14 protein-coding genes and 1 other RNA gene are annotated in these 17,944 nt (G+C 35.0%); 11 read left to right on the forward strand and 4 right to left on the reverse strand.

The window, feature by feature from the left end; genetic code table 11:
* The first annotated feature begins 9 nt into the window (after positions 1-9).
* Positions 10-243, forward strand: a complete 234-nt coding sequence (locus NSU17_RS12235; RefSeq protein ID WP_340705128.1) for a hypothetical protein — start codon at positions 10-12, stop codon at positions 241-243.
* A 1,035-nt stretch (positions 244-1,278) separates the two neighbouring features.
* On the opposite strand, the gene NSU17_RS12240 is transcribed toward NSU17_RS12235, so the two are convergent.
* Complete coding sequence (locus tag NSU17_RS12240) at positions 1,279-2,238, reverse strand: nuclease-related domain-containing protein (RefSeq protein ID WP_340705129.1); 960 nt, start codon at positions 2,236-2,238, stop codon at positions 1,279-1,281.
* Positions 2,239-2,415: 177 nt separating this feature from the next.
* The gene (locus NSU17_RS12245) at positions 2,416-3,354 is read right to left on the reverse strand and encodes a bile acid:sodium symporter family protein (protein WP_340705130.1); all 939 of its coding nucleotides are present in this window, start codon (positions 3,352-3,354) and stop codon (positions 2,416-2,418) included.
* Between the two features lie 240 nt (positions 3,355-3,594).
* Between NSU17_RS12245 and secG the strand changes: the two genes are divergently transcribed.
* From secG to NSU17_RS12290, 9 genes are all read left to right on the forward strand, one after another.
* Positions 3,595-3,822 (forward strand): preprotein translocase subunit SecG, encoded by a 228-nt coding sequence (gene secG, locus NSU17_RS12250; protein WP_340705131.1) that lies wholly within the window; start codon positions 3,595-3,597, stop codon positions 3,820-3,822.
* A 134-nt stretch (positions 3,823-3,956) separates the two neighbouring features.
* On the forward strand, positions 3,957-4,703 hold the full coding sequence (locus NSU17_RS12255) for an alpha/beta hydrolase (protein ID WP_340705132.1): 747 nt from the start codon (positions 3,957-3,959) through the stop codon (positions 4,701-4,703).
* A gap of 66 nt (positions 4,704-4,769) precedes the next feature.
* Positions 4,770-7,025 carry a ribonuclease R gene (gene rnr, locus NSU17_RS12260; RefSeq protein ID WP_445684096.1) on the forward strand — a complete coding sequence of 752 codons (2,256 nt, stop codon included), beginning with the start codon at positions 4,770-4,772 and terminating at the stop codon, positions 7,023-7,025.
* Between the two features lie 121 nt (positions 7,026-7,146).
* Positions 7,147-7,611 carry an SsrA-binding protein SmpB gene (smpB, locus tag NSU17_RS12265; RefSeq protein ID WP_016838673.1) on the forward strand — a complete coding sequence of 155 codons (465 nt, stop codon included), beginning with the start codon at positions 7,147-7,149 and terminating at the stop codon, positions 7,609-7,611.
* Between the two features lie 155 nt (positions 7,612-7,766).
* Positions 7,767-8,121, forward strand: a transfer-messenger RNA (tmRNA) gene (gene ssrA, locus NSU17_RS12270).
* A 306-nt stretch (positions 8,122-8,427) separates the two neighbouring features.
* Positions 8,428-8,973 (forward strand): DNA methyltransferase, encoded by a 546-nt coding sequence (locus NSU17_RS12275; protein ID WP_340705134.1) that lies wholly within the window; start codon positions 8,428-8,430, stop codon positions 8,971-8,973.
* A gap of 71 nt (positions 8,974-9,044) precedes the next feature.
* Positions 9,045-10,168 (forward strand): IS3 family transposase gene (locus NSU17_RS12280; RefSeq protein WP_340705135.1). Its coding sequence is split into 2 segments (ribosomal slippage): positions 9,045-9,324 and positions 9,324-10,168, totalling 1,125 coding nucleotides; the frame shifts between segments, so codons are not numbered across the junction.
* Positions 10,169-10,395: 227 nt separating this feature from the next.
* Positions 10,396-11,871, forward strand: coding sequence for a DNA methyltransferase (locus NSU17_RS12285; RefSeq protein WP_340705136.1), 1,476 nt, complete (start codon positions 10,396-10,398; stop codon positions 11,869-11,871).
* Positions 11,868-14,084 carry a DEAD/DEAH box helicase gene (locus tag NSU17_RS12290; RefSeq protein ID WP_340705137.1) on the forward strand — a complete coding sequence of 739 codons (2,217 nt, stop codon included), beginning with the start codon at positions 11,868-11,870 and terminating at the stop codon, positions 14,082-14,084. Before NSU17_RS12285 ends, NSU17_RS12290 begins: the two co-directional genes overlap by 4 nt.
* 710 nt (positions 14,085-14,794) lie before the next feature.
* On the opposite strand, the gene NSU17_RS12295 is transcribed toward NSU17_RS12290, so the two are convergent.
* Positions 14,795-15,664, reverse strand: a complete 870-nt coding sequence (locus NSU17_RS12295; RefSeq protein ID WP_340705138.1) for a TIR domain-containing protein — start codon at positions 15,662-15,664, stop codon at positions 14,795-14,797.
* Between the two features lie 274 nt (positions 15,665-15,938).
* Between NSU17_RS12295 and NSU17_RS12300 the strand changes: the two genes are divergently transcribed.
* The gene (locus NSU17_RS12300; protein ID WP_340705139.1) at positions 15,939-16,598 is read left to right on the forward strand and encodes an ATP-binding protein; all 660 of its coding nucleotides are present in this window, start codon (positions 15,939-15,941) and stop codon (positions 16,596-16,598) included.
* Between the two features lie 129 nt (positions 16,599-16,727).
* Here NSU17_RS12300 and NSU17_RS12305 read toward each other — a convergent pair whose 3' ends face one another.
* Positions 16,728-17,852 carry an IS4 family transposase gene (locus NSU17_RS12305; RefSeq protein ID WP_096550405.1) on the reverse strand — a complete coding sequence of 375 codons (1,125 nt, stop codon included), beginning with the start codon at positions 17,850-17,852 and terminating at the stop codon, positions 16,728-16,730.
* Between the last annotated feature and the right edge of the window lie 92 nt (positions 17,853-17,944).

Consider the following 17,944-nt stretch of genomic DNA (forward strand, 5'->3'; position numbering starts at 1 on the left):
GGTTTTTTCATGGCAATGAGAGAATGGGAGAACTTCGGGGAAATAGCCAACCTCGAGAATTTTATTGCTAAAGGGAAAAACAGCAACAAGAGAGAACAGATAATAGTCAACTTTGAGGAGATAATTGTCAAAGTGGCTGCGATAATAGTCAATCTCGGAAATATAATAGCCAAAGGGAAAAAACAGCTACGAGAGAGAACGGATAATAGTCAACTTCGAGGAGATAATAGTCAAAGTGGCTGAGATAATAGTCAAACTCGGGAATATAATAGCCAAAGGGAAAAAACAGCTACGAGAGAGAACAGATAATAGTCAACTTCGAGGAGATAATAGTCAAAATGGCTGCGATAATAGTCAAACTTGGGAATATAATAGCCAAAGGGAAAAAACAGCTACGAGAGAGAACAGATAATAGTCAACTTCGAGGAGATAATAGTCAAAGTGGCTGCGATAATAGTCAATCTTGGGAATATAATAGCCAAAGGGAAAAAACAGCTACGAGAGAGAACAGATAATAGTCAACTTCGAGGAGATAATAGTCAAAGTGGCTGCGATAATAGTCAATCTCGGGAATATAATAGCCAAAGGGAAAAAACAGCTACGAAAGAGAACGGATAATAGTCAACTTCGAGGAGATAATAGTCAAAGTGGCTGCGATAATAGTCAATCTCGGGAATATAATAGCCAAAGGGAAAAAACAGCTACGAGAGAGAACAGATAATAGTCAACTTCGAGGAGATAATAGTCAAAGTGGCTGCGATAATAGTCAAACTCGGGAATATAATAGCCAAAGGGAAAAAACAGCTACGAGAGAGAACAGATAATAGTCAACTTCGAGGAGATAATAGTCAAAGTGGCTGCGATAATAGTCAAACCCGAGAACATAATTGCCAAAGGGAAAAATCAGCAACAAGAGAGAACGGATAATAGTCAACTTCGAGGAGATAATAGTCAAAGTGGCTGCGATAATAGTCAAACTCGGGAATATAATAGCCAAAGGGAAAAAACAGCTACGAGAGAGAACAGATAATAGTCAACTTCGAGGAGATAATAGTCAAAATGGCTACGATAATAGTCAAACTTGGGAATATAATAGCCAAAGGGAAAAAACAGCTACGAAAGAGAACGGATAATAGTCAACTTCGAGGAGATAATAGTCAAAGTGGCTGCGATAATAGTCAATCTCGGGAATATAATTGCCAAAGGGTAAGCATGCCTATTTAAAGAAGGCCATCTAGAACCCCCAGACTCTAGATAGCCAAAATATACTTTCATATCCTAACGATTGAGAATATCTTCTGGAATAATATAATATCTTCCCTTTTTATAACCCACCGTTTTTAAATTTAGTCGAGACAATATTTTAGAAGATGCATACATTGATTCCACATGGAAAAACTCCCTAAACTCTTGATTCGTAATCCGGTCGCTAATCAATAATCGATAATCATCTAACGCTCTTAGAAAAGCTTTTCTACTTTGAACGCCGCACTGCGGACAAGACCAAATTCCTCTTTTGTAAGTCATGACCACACTATAATTGCAATTTTCGCAAAGCACTCCTTTTCGGATTCTCTCAACACTGATATTTAAATCAAAATCTCGTGCGACCACTTTAGAAAGAAGATATTTCGCTAATTTATCCAATTGACTTGTAGTAAGTTTACTTTCGTGCCGAACAAGACATTTTTTGATAAATGAACGTAACCCGCTCGAATGAAAAATTGGAGGAGATTTCGGAACATTTCCGATGATGGAAGAAGGATTTGCCATGACAACCGCTTTCTCAATTGGCAAGGAAATTTTTAATTTCGATAAAATCCGTTGAAATAATTCTTCATGGCGATGCAATTGATCAAAAGGATTCGTTAAAATATCTTCTGTGCCTGTTGGACGAGTGCGAGTGAGTTGATGTTTCTGTTCATCATAATCAACTCGGCCAGAAATATTTTTCACTTCCAAAATTAACAAAAAGTGTTTCGTTAATAGAATCGTATCCACTTGATGAGAAAATCCAAATTCATTTTCAATTTCATAATTAAAAAATAAGTAATGTTCATTCAAATATGGCATTTCAAACCATTCACGGTCGACTCTGTGCTCACCCTCGTATCCATACTTTAGACGTGTCAAGTAATCTTGAAAGTAGGAGAAGTCTCGATCATTTACATCTAATCTGCGTAAAAGAGCTTCGATAATGAGAATGCTTTTTGGAGTTTTTCGGTCCAATAAAAGCAACGTATCACCCCCTTTATCCAACATAATAAAACCTGGAGTATCAAAAAGGAATAAATTTCCTGAAACTTTTATTTTGGACGGAAAAAGGCTGTGAAAATCAAAGTTTACCCTGCCTTAAACTAGCCATAAAAAAGCAAGATGACGAATCACCTTGCCTCCATACCAATATAGAACTGCTTATTTTTCCACTTTTCCAGCTTTCTTTGACCAATAGGTTGCAAGTATCGGTCCGGAAATATTGTGCCAGAAGCTGAAGATGGCACTTGGTACTGCAGAAATTGGATCAAAATGTGTTGCCGCTAAACTTGCACCTAATCCAGAATTTTGCATTCCCACTTCGATGGCAACAGCTTTTTTATCTTCATAATCCATGCGGAAAATTTTCGCTGCTAAATATCCGATAGCGTAACCTAATCCGTTATGTAAAATTACGACAGCTAAAATTAATAACCCAGATTCGATAATTTTATCGCGGCTGCCGCTTACGACTGCTGCAACAATTAACACAATTGCAACAACCGAAATTGTTGGCAGAATATCGATGCTTTTTGCAACAACTGGTTTAAAGAATATTTGAGCAAGAATCCCTAAAATAATAGGAATTAAAACCACTTTTACGACAGACATAAACATGGCCATAAAGGATACTGGAAGCCATTCACTTGCTAAAAAATAAATTAATGCAGGTGTTACAATTGGAGCAAGCAACGTTGTAAATGACGTAATTGTTACAGATAATGCCGTATTCCCTTTCGCTAAAAATGTCATAACGTTTGAAGCAGTACCGCCAGGACAACATCCAACTAAAATCACTCCGACAGCAATTTCAGGTGGAAGTTGGAAAAGTTTTGCTAATACAAAAGCAAGCAACGGCATGATCGTAAATTGTGAAATGATTCCAAGAATAACTCCTTTAGGGTGTTGCAAAACGAGTTTAAAATCATCTAATTTTAACGTCATCCCCATACCGAACATGACAATTCCGAGAAGCGTCGTAATCCAAGGTGCAATCCATGTGAAATATTGTGGAACCCACATTGCGAGAGCAGCAGCTAATAATACCCAAAGTGCAAAGGTATCTCCTGCAAATTTCCCGATTTTTTGAAACATATTCATCGAAATCCTCTTCTTTCTATTAAATTTGTGAGTGGAATTTATTTTATGAGAATAATATAGAAAAATCAATAAATTTCTGAAAAAATAGAACTTTTAGAATGAAATGAATTATGAAAGCGTTTTAAACATAACGGTTTTGATCAATATTTTTTCAATTTTTTAACATTGTTGTAACGGAGAATCGTTTTTGATATACTAACTATTAGTGTAAAAGTACTGTTCGTTCAGGAGGTGGGACTAGTGCATACTGTATTATTAGTATTATTAATTCTTGTGTCTCTTGCTTTAATCACCGTAGTATTATTGCAATCTGGTAAAAGTGCAGGTTTATCAGGTGCCATCTCTGGTGGAGCTGAACAACTATTCGGTAAAACGAAAGCTAGAGGAATGGATTTAGTTTTACATAGATTGACAATTGTTCTTGCAGTATTATTTTTCATTTTGACATTGTTAATAATTAAATTTTAATAGATAAAATAAAAGTCTAACCGAGCATGGTTAGGCTTTTTCATTTATAATGGAGTAGAGTTTGAGAAAAATTTGCATACTCGTGAAAATACTGGCATCAATTCAACAAGATTCACATATAATTGGAGGATTTTATGAAAATTAAAGAGCAACAACCATTCTTTTTTCAAGCAGGAAAGCGGGCAGTATTATTGCTTCATGGATTTACAGGAAGTTCATCCGACGTACGAATGCTAGGTCGTTTTCTTGAGAAAAAAGGTTATACATGTTTTGCCCCTCACTACCGAGGCCACGGTGTACCGCCAGAACAACTGATTGAAACAGGTCCAAAAGATTGGTGGGAAGATGTTGTTAAAGCATACGAAACCTTAAAAGAAAAAGGATATGAAGAAATTGCCGTTGCAGGTTTGTCTCTTGGCGGTGTGTTATCACTGAAGCTTGCCATGAACTTCCCTCTCAAAGGAGTCATCACCATGTGCTCTCCTATGACAATGAAAACGACGGATATCATGTTCAAAGGTGTTATCAAATATGCAAAAGAGTATAAAAAATATGAGGGAAAAACGGAACAACAAATTAGTGAAGAAGTTGAAGCTATTCGCCAAAAAGGAATGCCAAGCTTACCTGAACTGCAGCAATTCGTGCAAAATGTTCGAAATGAACTGGATTTAGTGTATGCACCGATTCTAGTCATTCAATCAAGAAACGACGAAATTATTGACCCGAAATCCGCTCATATTATCTATGAAAATGTGGAATCCTTAAATAAAAAACTGATTTGGTTTGAAGAGTCCGGACATGTCATTACATTAGATAAAGAAAAAAATCAACTGCATGAAGTAATCTTCGAATTTCTAGAAAGCCTAGATTGGGAAGATTAACTCATTTCGAAATAAAGGAGGGAAATCGCAGTGTTCAGTGAGCTAGAACAAAGAATATTTAATTTAATGAAGGAAGAAGATTATAAGCCGCTTAAAGTGGACGAGCTAGAAGAAGTGCTCGGTATCGAAAGTGCGGATGAATTTAAGGAATTAGTAAAAGCGCTCGTACGCATGGAAGACCAGGGATATATTGTACGCTCCCGTTCGAACCGTTACGGCTTGCCGGAGCGAATGAACTTACTTAGAGGAAAATTTGTCGGCCATTCAAAAGGATATGGATTCGTCATTCCGGATGAAGAAGGATTAGATGATATTTTCATCCCTCCACATGAAGTCAATGGCGCATTAAATGGAGACATTGTGCTAGTTCGGGTATTGAAAGAATCTTCAGGCGATAAGCGAGAAGGTACAGTCATTAAAGTGGTAGAACGTTCGAAAACAACGTTCGTTGGTACGTATCAAGCAAATCGAGGATTCGGATTTGTTGTGCCGGATGATAAACGATTAAACATGGATATTTTCGTAGCGAAAGAAGATTCTTTAGGTGCGGTGGATGGCCATAAAGTGGTTGTGGAAGTGACAAACTGGCCGAGCGAAATTAAATCGGCTACAGGGGTCATTATTAAAATATTAGGGCACAAAAATGATCCAGGTGTTGATATTTTATCTATTATTTATCAATATGAAATACCGCCTGAATTTCCTGATGAAGTGCTAAAAGAAGCAGCACAAGTGCCTGATGTGATTACGGAAGAAGATTTAGTAGGCCGCAGAGATTTGCGAAATGAAACGATCGTAACGATTGACGGCGCCGATGCAAAAGACTTAGACGATGCGGTAACGGTGACGAAAAATGAAGATGGTACTTACAAATTAGGCGTTCACATAGCGGACGTAAGTTACTATGTGAAGGAAGGGTCTCTCATCGACCAAGAAGCATTTGAAAGAGGAACGAGTGTTTATTTGGCGGACCGAGTCATTCCAATGATTCCCCACAGGTTATCAAATGGCATATGCTCATTAAACCCTCAAGTCGACCGCTTGACGATTTCCTGTGAGATGATTGTTGACCAAAACGGACAAGTCATTGAACATGAAATATTCCCAAGCGTGATTCGTACAACAGAGCGAATGACTTATCGAGATGTTTATAAAATATTAGAAGAGGAAGATGAGGAGCTTATCGAGCGGTACAAACCACTCGTTCCAATGTTTAAAGAGATGGCAGAATTAGCTTCGATTTTACGTAAAAAGCGCATGAATCGAGGAGCAATCGACTTTGACTTTAATGAAGCAAAAGTCGTTGTGAACGAAGAGGGTTGGCCAATTGATATCGTGTTACGTGAACGCACAGTTGCTGAACGCATTATTGAAGAATTCATGCTTTGTGCAAATGAAACGGTAGCAGAGCATTTCCACTGGATGGAAGTACCTTTCTTATATCGTATCCACGAAGATCCAAAACCTGAAAAATTACAACGTTTCTTTGAATTCATCACAAACTTCGGCTTAATTGTAAAAGGAACAGGTAATTCCGTTCATCCGAAAGCGTTGCAAGAAATTATTGAGTCCATTGATGGATTGCCGGAAGAACCGGTGATTTCGACAATGTTGCTACGTTCATTGCAACAAGCAAGATATTATCCAGAATCTTTAGGACACTTTGGTCTTTCCACTGATTTTTATACGCATTTTACATCACCGATTCGACGCTATCCAGACTTAATTGTTCACCGATTAATTCGGACTTATTTATTTGAAGGGGACGTTTCAAAAGAGACGATTTTTAAGTGGGCTCAAGAAATGGAAGACATTGCAGATCATACTTCTGAACGGGAACGAAGAGCGGTGGATGCAGAGCGGGATGTAGAAGCATTAAAGAAAGCCCAATACATGTCAGATAAAATTGGCGAAGAATTTGTTGGAATTGTTTCTTCAGTCACAAGCTTCGGTATTTTCGTAGAGCTGCCAAATACGATTGAAGGGCTCGTGCATATTACAAACTTAACGGATGACTATTATCATTTTGATGAACGCCAAATGATTATGGTGGGCGAATATACAGGACGCATCTTCCGCATTGGAGATGAAGTGAAAGTCCGTGTGGCGAATGTGAATTTGGATGAATCATCCATCGACTTTGAGATTGTGGATATGGTGAAATCTTTCCATAAAGTTCGCAGAGAAGCGCCAAAAGTGATTCATGCTGAACGGAAGAAGAAAAAACGGAAAGAGGAAGAAGAGCGCGGCCGCAAAGGGAAAAAGAAAGAGAAATTCTACGAAGGCGTTGCAAAAAAAGGGAAAAAGAAGAAAAGAAAGTAGCCCGATGATTCGACAAATATCTGTCGAACAATTATACTAGAGGCTGTTATGAAATTACTTTAAAATAGAAGAAGGAATTTCTAGCAGCCTTTTATTTTGTGTGTTCAGCGAGGTGTAAATTATGCCAAAGGGTACAGGAAAAGTCATTGCTCAAAATAAAAAAGCAAACCACGATTATTTTATTGAAAAGACATTTGAAGCTGGCATGGTATTGCAAGGAACGGAAATTAAATCCATCCGCGCCGGCCGTGTGCAATTGAAAGATTCATTCGTGTTGGTACGGAACGGGGAAGCATGGATTCACAATATGCACATCAGCCCATATGAACAAGGAAACCGATTCAACCATGATCCGCTGCGAGTGCGGAAACTGTTATTACATAAAAAAGAAATCGCAGAACTTGCCGGTGCAGTCAAACGGGACGGCTACACGATTGTACCTTTGAAAATTTATATTAAAGACGGCTATGCCAAGTTGTTGATCGGCCTTGGCAAAGGTAAGAAAAAATATGATAAACGTGCGGATGAGCGGAAGAAAGAAGCAAAACGAGAAATGGAACGCGCGTTGAAATTAAAAAATCAATAGTGTGTTGATCAAAAAAATAATATTTATGAAAGAAAAATGCTAAATTTTTATTTCGGATAGTTGCAAATTATTTATGAGTGAAGTATAATAATAAACGTAGACAGCCAGTTTGGACGTTCTAAAATAACCGTAGTCCTTTTGTAGTATACTATGAAGGGGACGTTACGGATTCGACAGGAATGGTTCAAGCTTAAGCTGCGCGTCGGAGGGCTCGTCTCCGTGATCAACGGCAGTTAAAAATAACTGGCAACAAACAATCTTACGCTTTAGCTGCTTAATTGCTGAAGCACTCTAATCAACCATCGCCCATGTGGTTGCATTAGGGTTCATCCTGAGTGGGCTACGGCTAGTGCCTTGCTTGGGGCGCTGGCAAGAGATTTCACAAGCTAGCGTGCAGGACGCCTGTTTGTCGGCAGAATGCAACGCGAAACTTTAATAGACAAACTACACGCGTAGACGCTTAAGTGTTGAAGTTTCTGGACGTGGGTTCGACTCCCACCGTCTCCATAGATGAATTTTATAAAATTTCAATAAACGTCAAAATCTGTGACAGGAACCATAAAATTTCCGTTTGGAAACTTTATGGTTCCTTTTATTTTAGGAAATTTTATGGTTCACAACTAAATTTAATTTAAAGTTTAACGTAATTTAAAAGGAGTTTTGAGATTAGAAAAAACGATTTAAGGATGATGAAGTGAAAATTAACTTCTCTATTTTATATAGAACATGCTGAGTAAATCTTAATTTTAAAGAAATTAAATCTAATGGTAGAATAAAAGAAGAATTATAAAAGTAAATGTAAATGGGGAGTTGCTCATGGGTAATATATCGAAGAAAAAAAGGGAACAACTACTAGAGTTTTTAAATAAATTGCGAGAAGAACACGAGGACGATGAAGTATTATTTTCAATTAATAAAATCGAATCTGAATTAACAAGTATAAAGTATGGATTAGTTTGGGAAGAGCATGAAGAGCGTGTAGATAAGGAGATTGAAACAAAAGTTCCAGTTTTTACTGAGATTAAGGAAAGAGAAATTTCTAGTAATGGATCATTACCTTATAATTTTCTTTTAGAAGGCGATAATTTACATAGTTTATATTTACTAGAAAAAACACATAAAAACAAAATTGATGTAATTTACATTGATCCTCCATATAATCGGGGAAAGGATGATTTTATTTATGATGATAATTATGTTGATGAAGAGGATGCATTCAAACATTCTAAGTGGCTTTCTTTTATGTCAAAAAGATTAAATATCGCTTATAAATTGCTTAATTCTGAAGGTGTTATATTTATTAGTATTGATGATAATGAAATGGCTCAGTTAAAGATGTTATGTGACAGCATCTTTGGATAGGCTACACTAAATTAGACAAAACTTATAAGGGATAGTACACTAAATAAACTAACCAAAAGGGAGCGTACAAAATGAAACGCCAACGTCGAACTTTTACAGCCGAATTCAAATTACAAATGGTCAAACTTTATGAGAATGGAAAATCGCGTGCAGATATCGCTAGAGAATACGATCTTACACTTTCTGCGTTAGATCGCTGGATCAAAAATCATCAGGAAACGGGTTCATTTAAAGCAGAAGATAATCGTTCACCAGAAGAAAATGAACTAATTCAATTGCGTAAAGAAAACCAACGCCTACGAATGGAAAATGATATTTTAAAGCAAGCAGCGCTGATCATGGGACGAAAATAGAGGTCATTCGCAAAAATGCAGACCGCTATTCGGTATCAGCAATGTGTGACGTCCTACAAATACCAAGGAGTACCTATTATTATCACCTTCAAAAACAAGAAGATGACGAAAAACAAGCCGAGGAAGCAGACTTACAAGAACGGATCTACACAATTTTTAAGCAAAGTCGTAATAATTATGGTACACGAAAGATAAAAAAAGAATTAGAAAAACAAGGTTTATCGGTTTCTAGACGTCGTATAGGAAGAATGATGAAGGAACTGGGTCTCATTTCAAATTACACAGTTGCTTATTACAAGCCCCAAAAGAAACAAACTAACGAGGCAAAAATCGCCAATGTATTAAATCGTGAGTTTCAGCAAGAAAAAGAACTTTCAGTTCTAGTCAGTGATTTAACATACGTACGTGTAGGGAAAAAGTGGCATTACGTATGCTTATTTGTCGACCTCTTTAATCGAGAAATAGTAGGTGCCAGTGCAGGTCCAAACAAAGATGCAGAACTTGTTTACAAAGCGTTAAGTAGTATTAAAGGGAATTTAACAAACGTTCAATTATTTCATACTGACCGTGGTTCAGAATTTGATAATCAACTGATGACAGAAGCAACGAATACCTTTGGAATTCAGCGTTCTTTAAGTGCAAAAGGATGCCCGTATGATAATGCGGTAGCAGAAGCTACTTTTAAAAGCTTTAAAATTGAATTTGTTTATCAAAGAACCTTCGACACACTTGAACAGCTAGAAATAGAATTGTGGGATCATGTGAATTGGTTTAACAATATTCGAATACACCAAACACTAGGCTATCAAACCCCCACTCAATATAAGCAACAAGCGTTGTAATACAATAAATAAGATTTATGAAATACATATCACCGAAGAAGGGCTTTACATGGAGAGGCGAGCATGATAGCCTCGTTTGGCAGAGCCAGCAAAATGAAGCTGGTTCTTCGGCTCAAGAAATCAAGCTCGCAAAGGCTCCATGTCAAGCCACTACATCCTTAGGTAACACTTTAAAAGAAAAATTTAATATGTGAAGGATTACACCCTTATTTAAAATGTTCAATTTAGTGTTGACATTCCACTTTGGAGAATCGAACTGTATTGGTGTAATTATTCAAAATAAAATGAATTCAAAAAATGATGCCCTTAATATACAAAAAAATCATGAATATATCTTAGTTTACCGGAAGCAAGCTAATTATATAGATAATAAAGAAAAGCCGACTTTAATTAGTGACTCTTATAAAGTCAAGAAAATTTATCAAGAAGGAGAAAAATACTATTACCTCAATGATCCAATTACTACAAGAGGAGAGGGTGGAGAACTAAATGCGAGGCCAAATTTAGGATATACAGTTTATTTTAATCCAGTGACGAATGATAAAATCGCTGTTTGTGATTATGATGTAGAGTTAGCAAAAGTATCTAATGATGAAAAAGCAATATATAAGGATGATAAAAATTTAATATCTAAAGGATACATACCGATTAGGCCACCGAGGGTTAGAGGAAAATTAGGTGCTTGGACTTGGGAGTTAGATAAATTTAATCGAGATAAACATTTAATTGTAATCACTGAAAATAAAAGAACTAAATCATATTCGGTGAAAAAAAGAACGTTTGTTGATAAGAATGAAGTTTATAGTAAAGATGGCAAACTTTATTACAATTTTTATGGAAGAGGAAACTCAAAAAGTATTATAGAATTTTCAACTAACGATGGGACTAAAGAATTAAATAGAGTATTGGGGGAAAAAGGAAAATTTAATAATCCTAAGAATTTAGAGATGATAAAATATTTAATCAGACTTTTCCCAAAAAGAGATGCATTAGTTTTAGACTTCTTTGCAGGATCTGGTACAACTGGACAAGCAGTATTGGAATTAAATAAAAGTGATGGTGGTAATAGAAGATTTATTCTATGTACTAATAACCAAAACAATATTTGTGAAGAGGTAACGTATAAAAGATTAAAAAATGTTATTGAAGGTTATAAGTTTCAAGGTAATAAAGAAACAGTCCTTTATGAAAAGTCATTAGATATTGATGATTTATATAATATGGAAAGTATTATCGAAACAGTTGATCAAATTGAAGAACGTAGTCGGCAAAATTTTACAAGAATTATAAAAAAACTTGAAGGTAACGTTCTAAAAATAGTTGGTCAAGACATAGTTGAGGAAAAAGTGGAAGGAATTCCAGCTAACCTTAAATACTATAAGACAGATTATATTGAGAAATTCGACCAAAATGAAAATTATAATATAAGAGAGGAACTACTTAAACACATTGTTGAGATGGTACAACTTGAACATGGGGTTAAAATTGATAATAAAGAATATATTATTATTTTATCTGACAACGAAGTTGATAAATTAGAACATGAGAAAGAAAAATTAAAAAAGTGTAAAACTATTTACCTTTCTTCACAGGTGTTATTAACGAAAAAACAGGAAAAGCTGTTTGATGATTTTGATATTGATTTAGTTAATATACCTGATTATTATTTCGAATATGAGTTAAGGGAGGTGGGGGAAATATGATTGGATTACGTAACGGATTATTTGAATTTCAAGAAAAGTGTGTTCAGTTTCTATTGGATGCAACATCAAGTGGTGATAAAAACACAGTTATAGTTAAAGCGCCAACTGGATCTGGAAAAACATTAATATTGATTGATTATATTGATAAATATCTGAATAACATAAATTCCAATATCTCTTTTGTTTGGCTTTGTCCCGGAAAAGGTAATCTCGAAGAACAAAGTAGGGAAAAAATGATAAAACACTTGCCAAGTAGATCCACAAAAAATTTATTTGAAGTGTTAAGATCAGGTTTTGAAGCAGGAGATACCACTTTTATTAACTGGGAGTTAGTAACTAAGAAAGGTAATAAAGCTATAACTGATAGTGAAAGAAAAAATCTTTTTGAACGCATTGCTGATGCTCATAGAGCTGGAATTCAATTTATATTAATCATTGACGAGGAACATTCTAATGATACAAGAAAAGCAAAAGATATAATTAATTCATTTGCTTCATTGTATACAATTAGGGTGTCTGCTACTACAAAAAGTAATAAATTAGCCAATTTTTATGAAATACCAGAAATAGATGTCATTAATTCTGGACTAATTACAAAAGCTTTGTATATTAATGAAGATGTTGAGGCCAGTATTACTATTGATGATGAACATAAATACTTAATTGATTTGGCAAATAAAAAAAGGAAAGATATAGCTGAGGAGTATAAAAAATTAGGTAAAGATATTAGGCCGTTGGTATTAATACAATTTCCAGATATGTCAGATGAATTGATTCAGCATGTAGAAAATATATTAGAATCAATTGGTTATACTTATGAAAATAAACTTCTTGCTAAATGGATGAGTGATAGCAATGATAAGATTAATATAAAAGATATTGAAAAAAATGACGCTCAACCATTATTTTTGTTAATGAAACAGGCGGTTGCTACCGGTTGGGACTGTCCGAGGGCTAAGATACTTGTAAAACTTCGAGAAAATATGAATGAAGATTTTACTATTCAAACTATCGGAAGAATAAGAAGAATGCCGGAAGCTAAACACTATGATAATGAATTGCTAGATAATTGTTATCTTTATACCTTTGACGAGAAATATCGACAAAGTATTAAACAAGAAATTACAAATGCGTTTGATGTTAAGAGAGTATACTTAAAAGAAAAATGTAAGACATTTACATTGGAAAAACAATTAAAAGATTTAGATTTTGATGGTTTAGGTGAGAGGGAAACATATCAGGTAGTTCAAAAATTCTTTAAAGAAAAGTATAAATTGTCCACAAAGAAAAAAGAAAATCGAATTATTTTTGAATCAGAAGGATATGTTATTACTGATGAATTGATAAGGAAAGCTCGACAAGGAAAATTTATAAAGACTGATACTATATTAGATACAAGTGCAGGTTATTATATAGAAACTCGGAGAACTGTAGACACACATAAACATGGTATAGAACTACTTCATTCAATAAATGAAATAAAGTCTGCTATCGGAATCAAACAAGGTAAATTGAGAACTATATTAGAAAGATTATTCAGAAATAATTCTTCCAATAAAGATAAGCTATTAGATCTTAATACCAAAGAATTTTATGCATTTATTATTAATAATGAACAAAAGTTAAAGGAGGATTTTGTAAAAGCAACTAGTCAGATGTATGTACAAAATTCCTTAGTATTACAACCGAAAAAAAGCATATTTAAAATCCCAGAACAAGAATTAATTAAATACGATGCATCTGAAACTGATGTCATAGATATGTTAAGTAATGTCTATGAAGGGTATCAATCTTCGACTTTAGTTGATGGAATTCGTTCACTTCCTGAGAGGTTATTTGAAAGATACTGTGAGAATAATGATGCAGTTGATTGGGTTTATAAAAATGGCGATTCAGGGCAACAGTATTTTTCTATAGTTTATGTGGATGCTTTACAGAAACAGTGGCTTTTCTACCCAGATTATATTGTAAAATTAAAAAATGGCGATGTTTGGGTTATAGAAACTAAGGGTGGAGAAAAGAAATATGGTCAAAGTAAAAATATTGATCCTCAGGTTTTAAATAAATTCGAAGCCTTTAAACAATATGCCAAAGAACATAACCTGAAATGGGGATTTGTTCGAGACAAAAATGAAAATTTAAAAATTAATAATACTGTTTATACAGAAAGTTTACAGGATGAACATTGGAAGCCCTTATCTAGTGCATTTTAATAAAATTGCATGTTTGTAATAATTTGTATAGCATTTTTAAATAAAGGGGTGGTAAATTATCACCCCTTTATTTATATTAGTGCGCCTGGCATGGGTGTAATCTATAGGGTGTAAGTCCCGAACTGTGAAGGCAGAAGTAACAGTTAGCTTAACGCAAGGGTGTCCGTGGTGACGCGGAATCTGAAGGAAGCGAGCGGCAAACTTCCGGTCTGAGGAACACGAACTTCATATAAGGCTAGGTATCATTGGATGAGTTTGCTAAACAAAACAAAGTCCTTTCTGCCAAAGGTGGTACAGAGTAAATGAAGCAGATAGATGGAAGGAAAGATTACATTCTTACCCGGGGAGGTCTGGCGGATATGTGAAGTACGCTTCATAACCTACTTAGTGATAAGTAGCTGAACCGTCAGAAGTCAGCAGAGGTCATAGTATTAGTTGGTTTAGAACTACTAAGAAGGACCGAACAATTAAGAGAGAATAGCCCTTGGCATTCAGTGAGTCATGATGAACACAGAAAACGTAGTACCTCACTTGAGGAAGGAAGCGGTGAATCCCGTGGGAGACCTCTTGGAGGGTGGAGTGACCACTGGCATAAAGAGAACAGCTATTCACGGAAGTTATAAAGACTTGCGTCAATCATCTTAATTGAACCGCCGTATACGGAACCGTACGTACGGTGGTGTGAGAGGACGGGAGTTAATCGCTCCCTCCTACTCGATTTCATCTTTTAGTAAGTTTATTAGCTGCTCTGCAATCTCATCAATAGTCATTTCACTTGATTTTAATGCAGTTATATCAACTAATGATGGGCTAAATTTCATTACGTCATGATAATCAACATTATGCCAAATTGGTAATATTAAATCTTCACCTGAGAGGTGCCTTGCTACTAATCCGTTAAGTTCATAATTAGTCCATGCTTTATTAAAAAATGCTTCAGATAAAACAACAATTCCAAACCTACTATTTGCTAAACCTTGATCTATTGAACGTCTAGTTGGTTTTCCCCAAGTAAGTTTTTTCTCATCGTACCAAACCTTTAAACCTTCCTCAATTAATCGTTCAGCTAGCGGCCTAACGAATTCCTCTTTATCTTCGCTAGCGTGTGAAATAAAAACATCATATTGCGCTACTAAATTTTCTTGTTCAAATAAATTCTCTGTATGAATTTCTATTGATTTCTTATATTTATATAACTCTTCTAACAAAGATTGTTGATTCGCTTCGATTCTATTTTCAGCCTGTATTCTACTAGAGATTTGCTTTTTCATTTCTCTTTTCTCTAGGCTTAATAGTTGTTCCTCTAGCCTATGTAACTTTTTCGATTCTTCCGTAATTTTTTTGTTAAGTGAAGATTGTTCTTTGATTGACATTTGTAGAGTTTTATTTAGTCTTTCCAACTTTGACAATTTAGATTTAATAAGTGTTTGTGATTTTGTTCTAACTAGCTCTTTTTGTATTTTAACAATTTCTTTTCTGGTTTTAGTTTCAGTTTCTTGCTCTTTGGATAATTTTTTTCTTAAATCAATTAACTTTGATTTTGAGCGACTTATACTACTTTGTAAAGTTGATACTGACACTTTATTTCATCCCCACTTTGCTAATTATACTAATGTTACCTCTCTTTTCTTACAAAATAGGTTTCTATAGTTGAGGATAGTTTCAAGAGTATAAATTAATAAATATTTACCCGATTTTAAGATTATTTATGGTAGAAATTAATTCTTTAGCCTTTATTTTATCATATATATCTATTTTACTAAATATTGAAAATTAATAGTCCTTCTTAAATACAAAATGCTACCAAAAACGTTATAATTTATTTAACGAAAATTTTAAAAGAGGGGTATTTTTATGTCCATAATCAAATCACCATATATCTCCAGAGTAAAAATTAAAAATTTTAGGAACTTCAAGGATACCGATGTTACTTTAAGTCATAAGCAAGTTATTATAGGTGAAAATAATGTAGGAAAAACAAATTTTTTAAGGGCTATCCAACTTATTCTAGACCCTAAACTTTCAGATGAAGATCGTTATCTAAATGAATCAGACTTTTATGATGGTTTAGTTGACCCAATGAAAAATGGTGAAATAATTGAAATTATGATTGAAATACGGGGATATGAACACAATAAAACCGTTTTATCAATGCTGTCCGATGCGACAATATCAGATAATCCACCTACTTTACGCTTAACATATCAATTCTTTCCTTCCCAAGATACAAATGAGTATACCTACACAATTTTTCAGGGAAATAGGCCAGAAGTACAGTTTACACATAATCACAGGAAATTTTTGAATATTAAAGTTATCAATGCAATCCGCGATGTTGAAAGTGAAATGCGGAATTCGCGAAAATCACCTATAAATAATTTGTTAAAGGAATATGAATTTGATAAGAATGAACTCGAAGATATTGGTACCAAATTAAAAGAACAAAGTAATGAGATATTATCAATTGATGAAATAATTGACCTTGAAAAGAAAATTAACACTACCGTCGCATAAATAATGCCTGAATTTTCAGTTTTATTTTTTCTGGACTTTAGAGAAAAAACGAAAACACCTAAGCGAGGGTAGTAAACATCCATTTTTTTACTATAACCTATGACTTGTGCAACAACGACTGGCAAACCTTTATGGGACGCCGTTTCCTTCGATTTTTCGTAACCAAATGTGAGCGGATTTCCACAAAGAAGCCTTCAAATAGCGACTAATTTGTAAGTAACTGCGTTCGCTATTCGTGTTCAGCTGAGCTAAAACATTCAGACAGTACACTATCATGGCTACGTACACTTGATTATGTACAGCTTGTTCACTGTGACCAAAAAACTTTTTAATGTTCAGATGTTGTTTCATCCATTTGAAAAAAAGTTCGATTGCCCAACGTGATTGGTAGATTTCTGCAATTTCATCTGCGTCAATGTCAAACCGATTTGTCAGTAAATGAAGCTCATTTCCTTTTGTATCATGCAATTTGAGTAAGCGAAACACGTTTTCAGAACGATTTTGTGGTGTTCCAATGACAACCATTTCATCAGAGAATACGGGTGAATCTTCTGGTAACGAAAAGGATTCTAACACTCGGACAACAGCGTTTTTACGCAAACGGGTCACAAAGAAATAGCCATCTTCCGTCATTTGATCAAAGCGCCCATAATCCAAGTAACCACGATCAAACACGTACATGCATTCTTTGTCATCCACGAATACTTCTAGTTGACCACGATCATGTTCGTTGGCATTCGTGAGTACGGCTTTATCTGGATAGGAGAGTCCTTTTTCCATAAAAACAAGTCGTAAGTGAAGCTTTACTCCTGATTTTGTTTTTCGAAACTCTGCCCACTGATGATTGGTCAAATTAAGCGGTAATGTACTCGAATCAATGATTTTCAAAGGCGTTGTCACTTTTCTTCTTGTTTGGAAATTGGTTTTCCGATGAATTTGTGCCACTAAATCGAGAAAAATCGTTTGAAAGAACTCAGTTGGGATGGTATTGATTCGTCTCCCTAACTGTGAAAAACTAATCGATTCCAATCCCGTTGCTCGTTGTAATTCTTCTAAAAAGACAGCGTCACTCAACGCCCGTAAACTCTCGGTTTCATGGAGTTGGGCATACAAAAGCAGTTTCATAAATGAAGCCATATAAAGCTTCTTGGTATAGTGATTTAATTGATGTGTTTTCACTAGGTCGTCAAATAATGGACGATTAATCGGTGAAAACCATTGTTCAAATGATGTTTTTCGTGTAAACTTATCCATAGTTTTGTCCTTTGTATTGGATTTGGATGGTTTACTACCACCCAACCATTATAAAGGCTTTTTTTGTGTTTGGATTATATTTCAGAAAATTC

Origin of the sequence: Ureibacillus sp. FSL K6-2830, from assembly GCF_038004145.1 — a bacterium.
Classification (GTDB): domain Bacteria; phylum Bacillota; class Bacilli; order Bacillales_A; family Planococcaceae; genus Ureibacillus; species Ureibacillus thermosphaericus.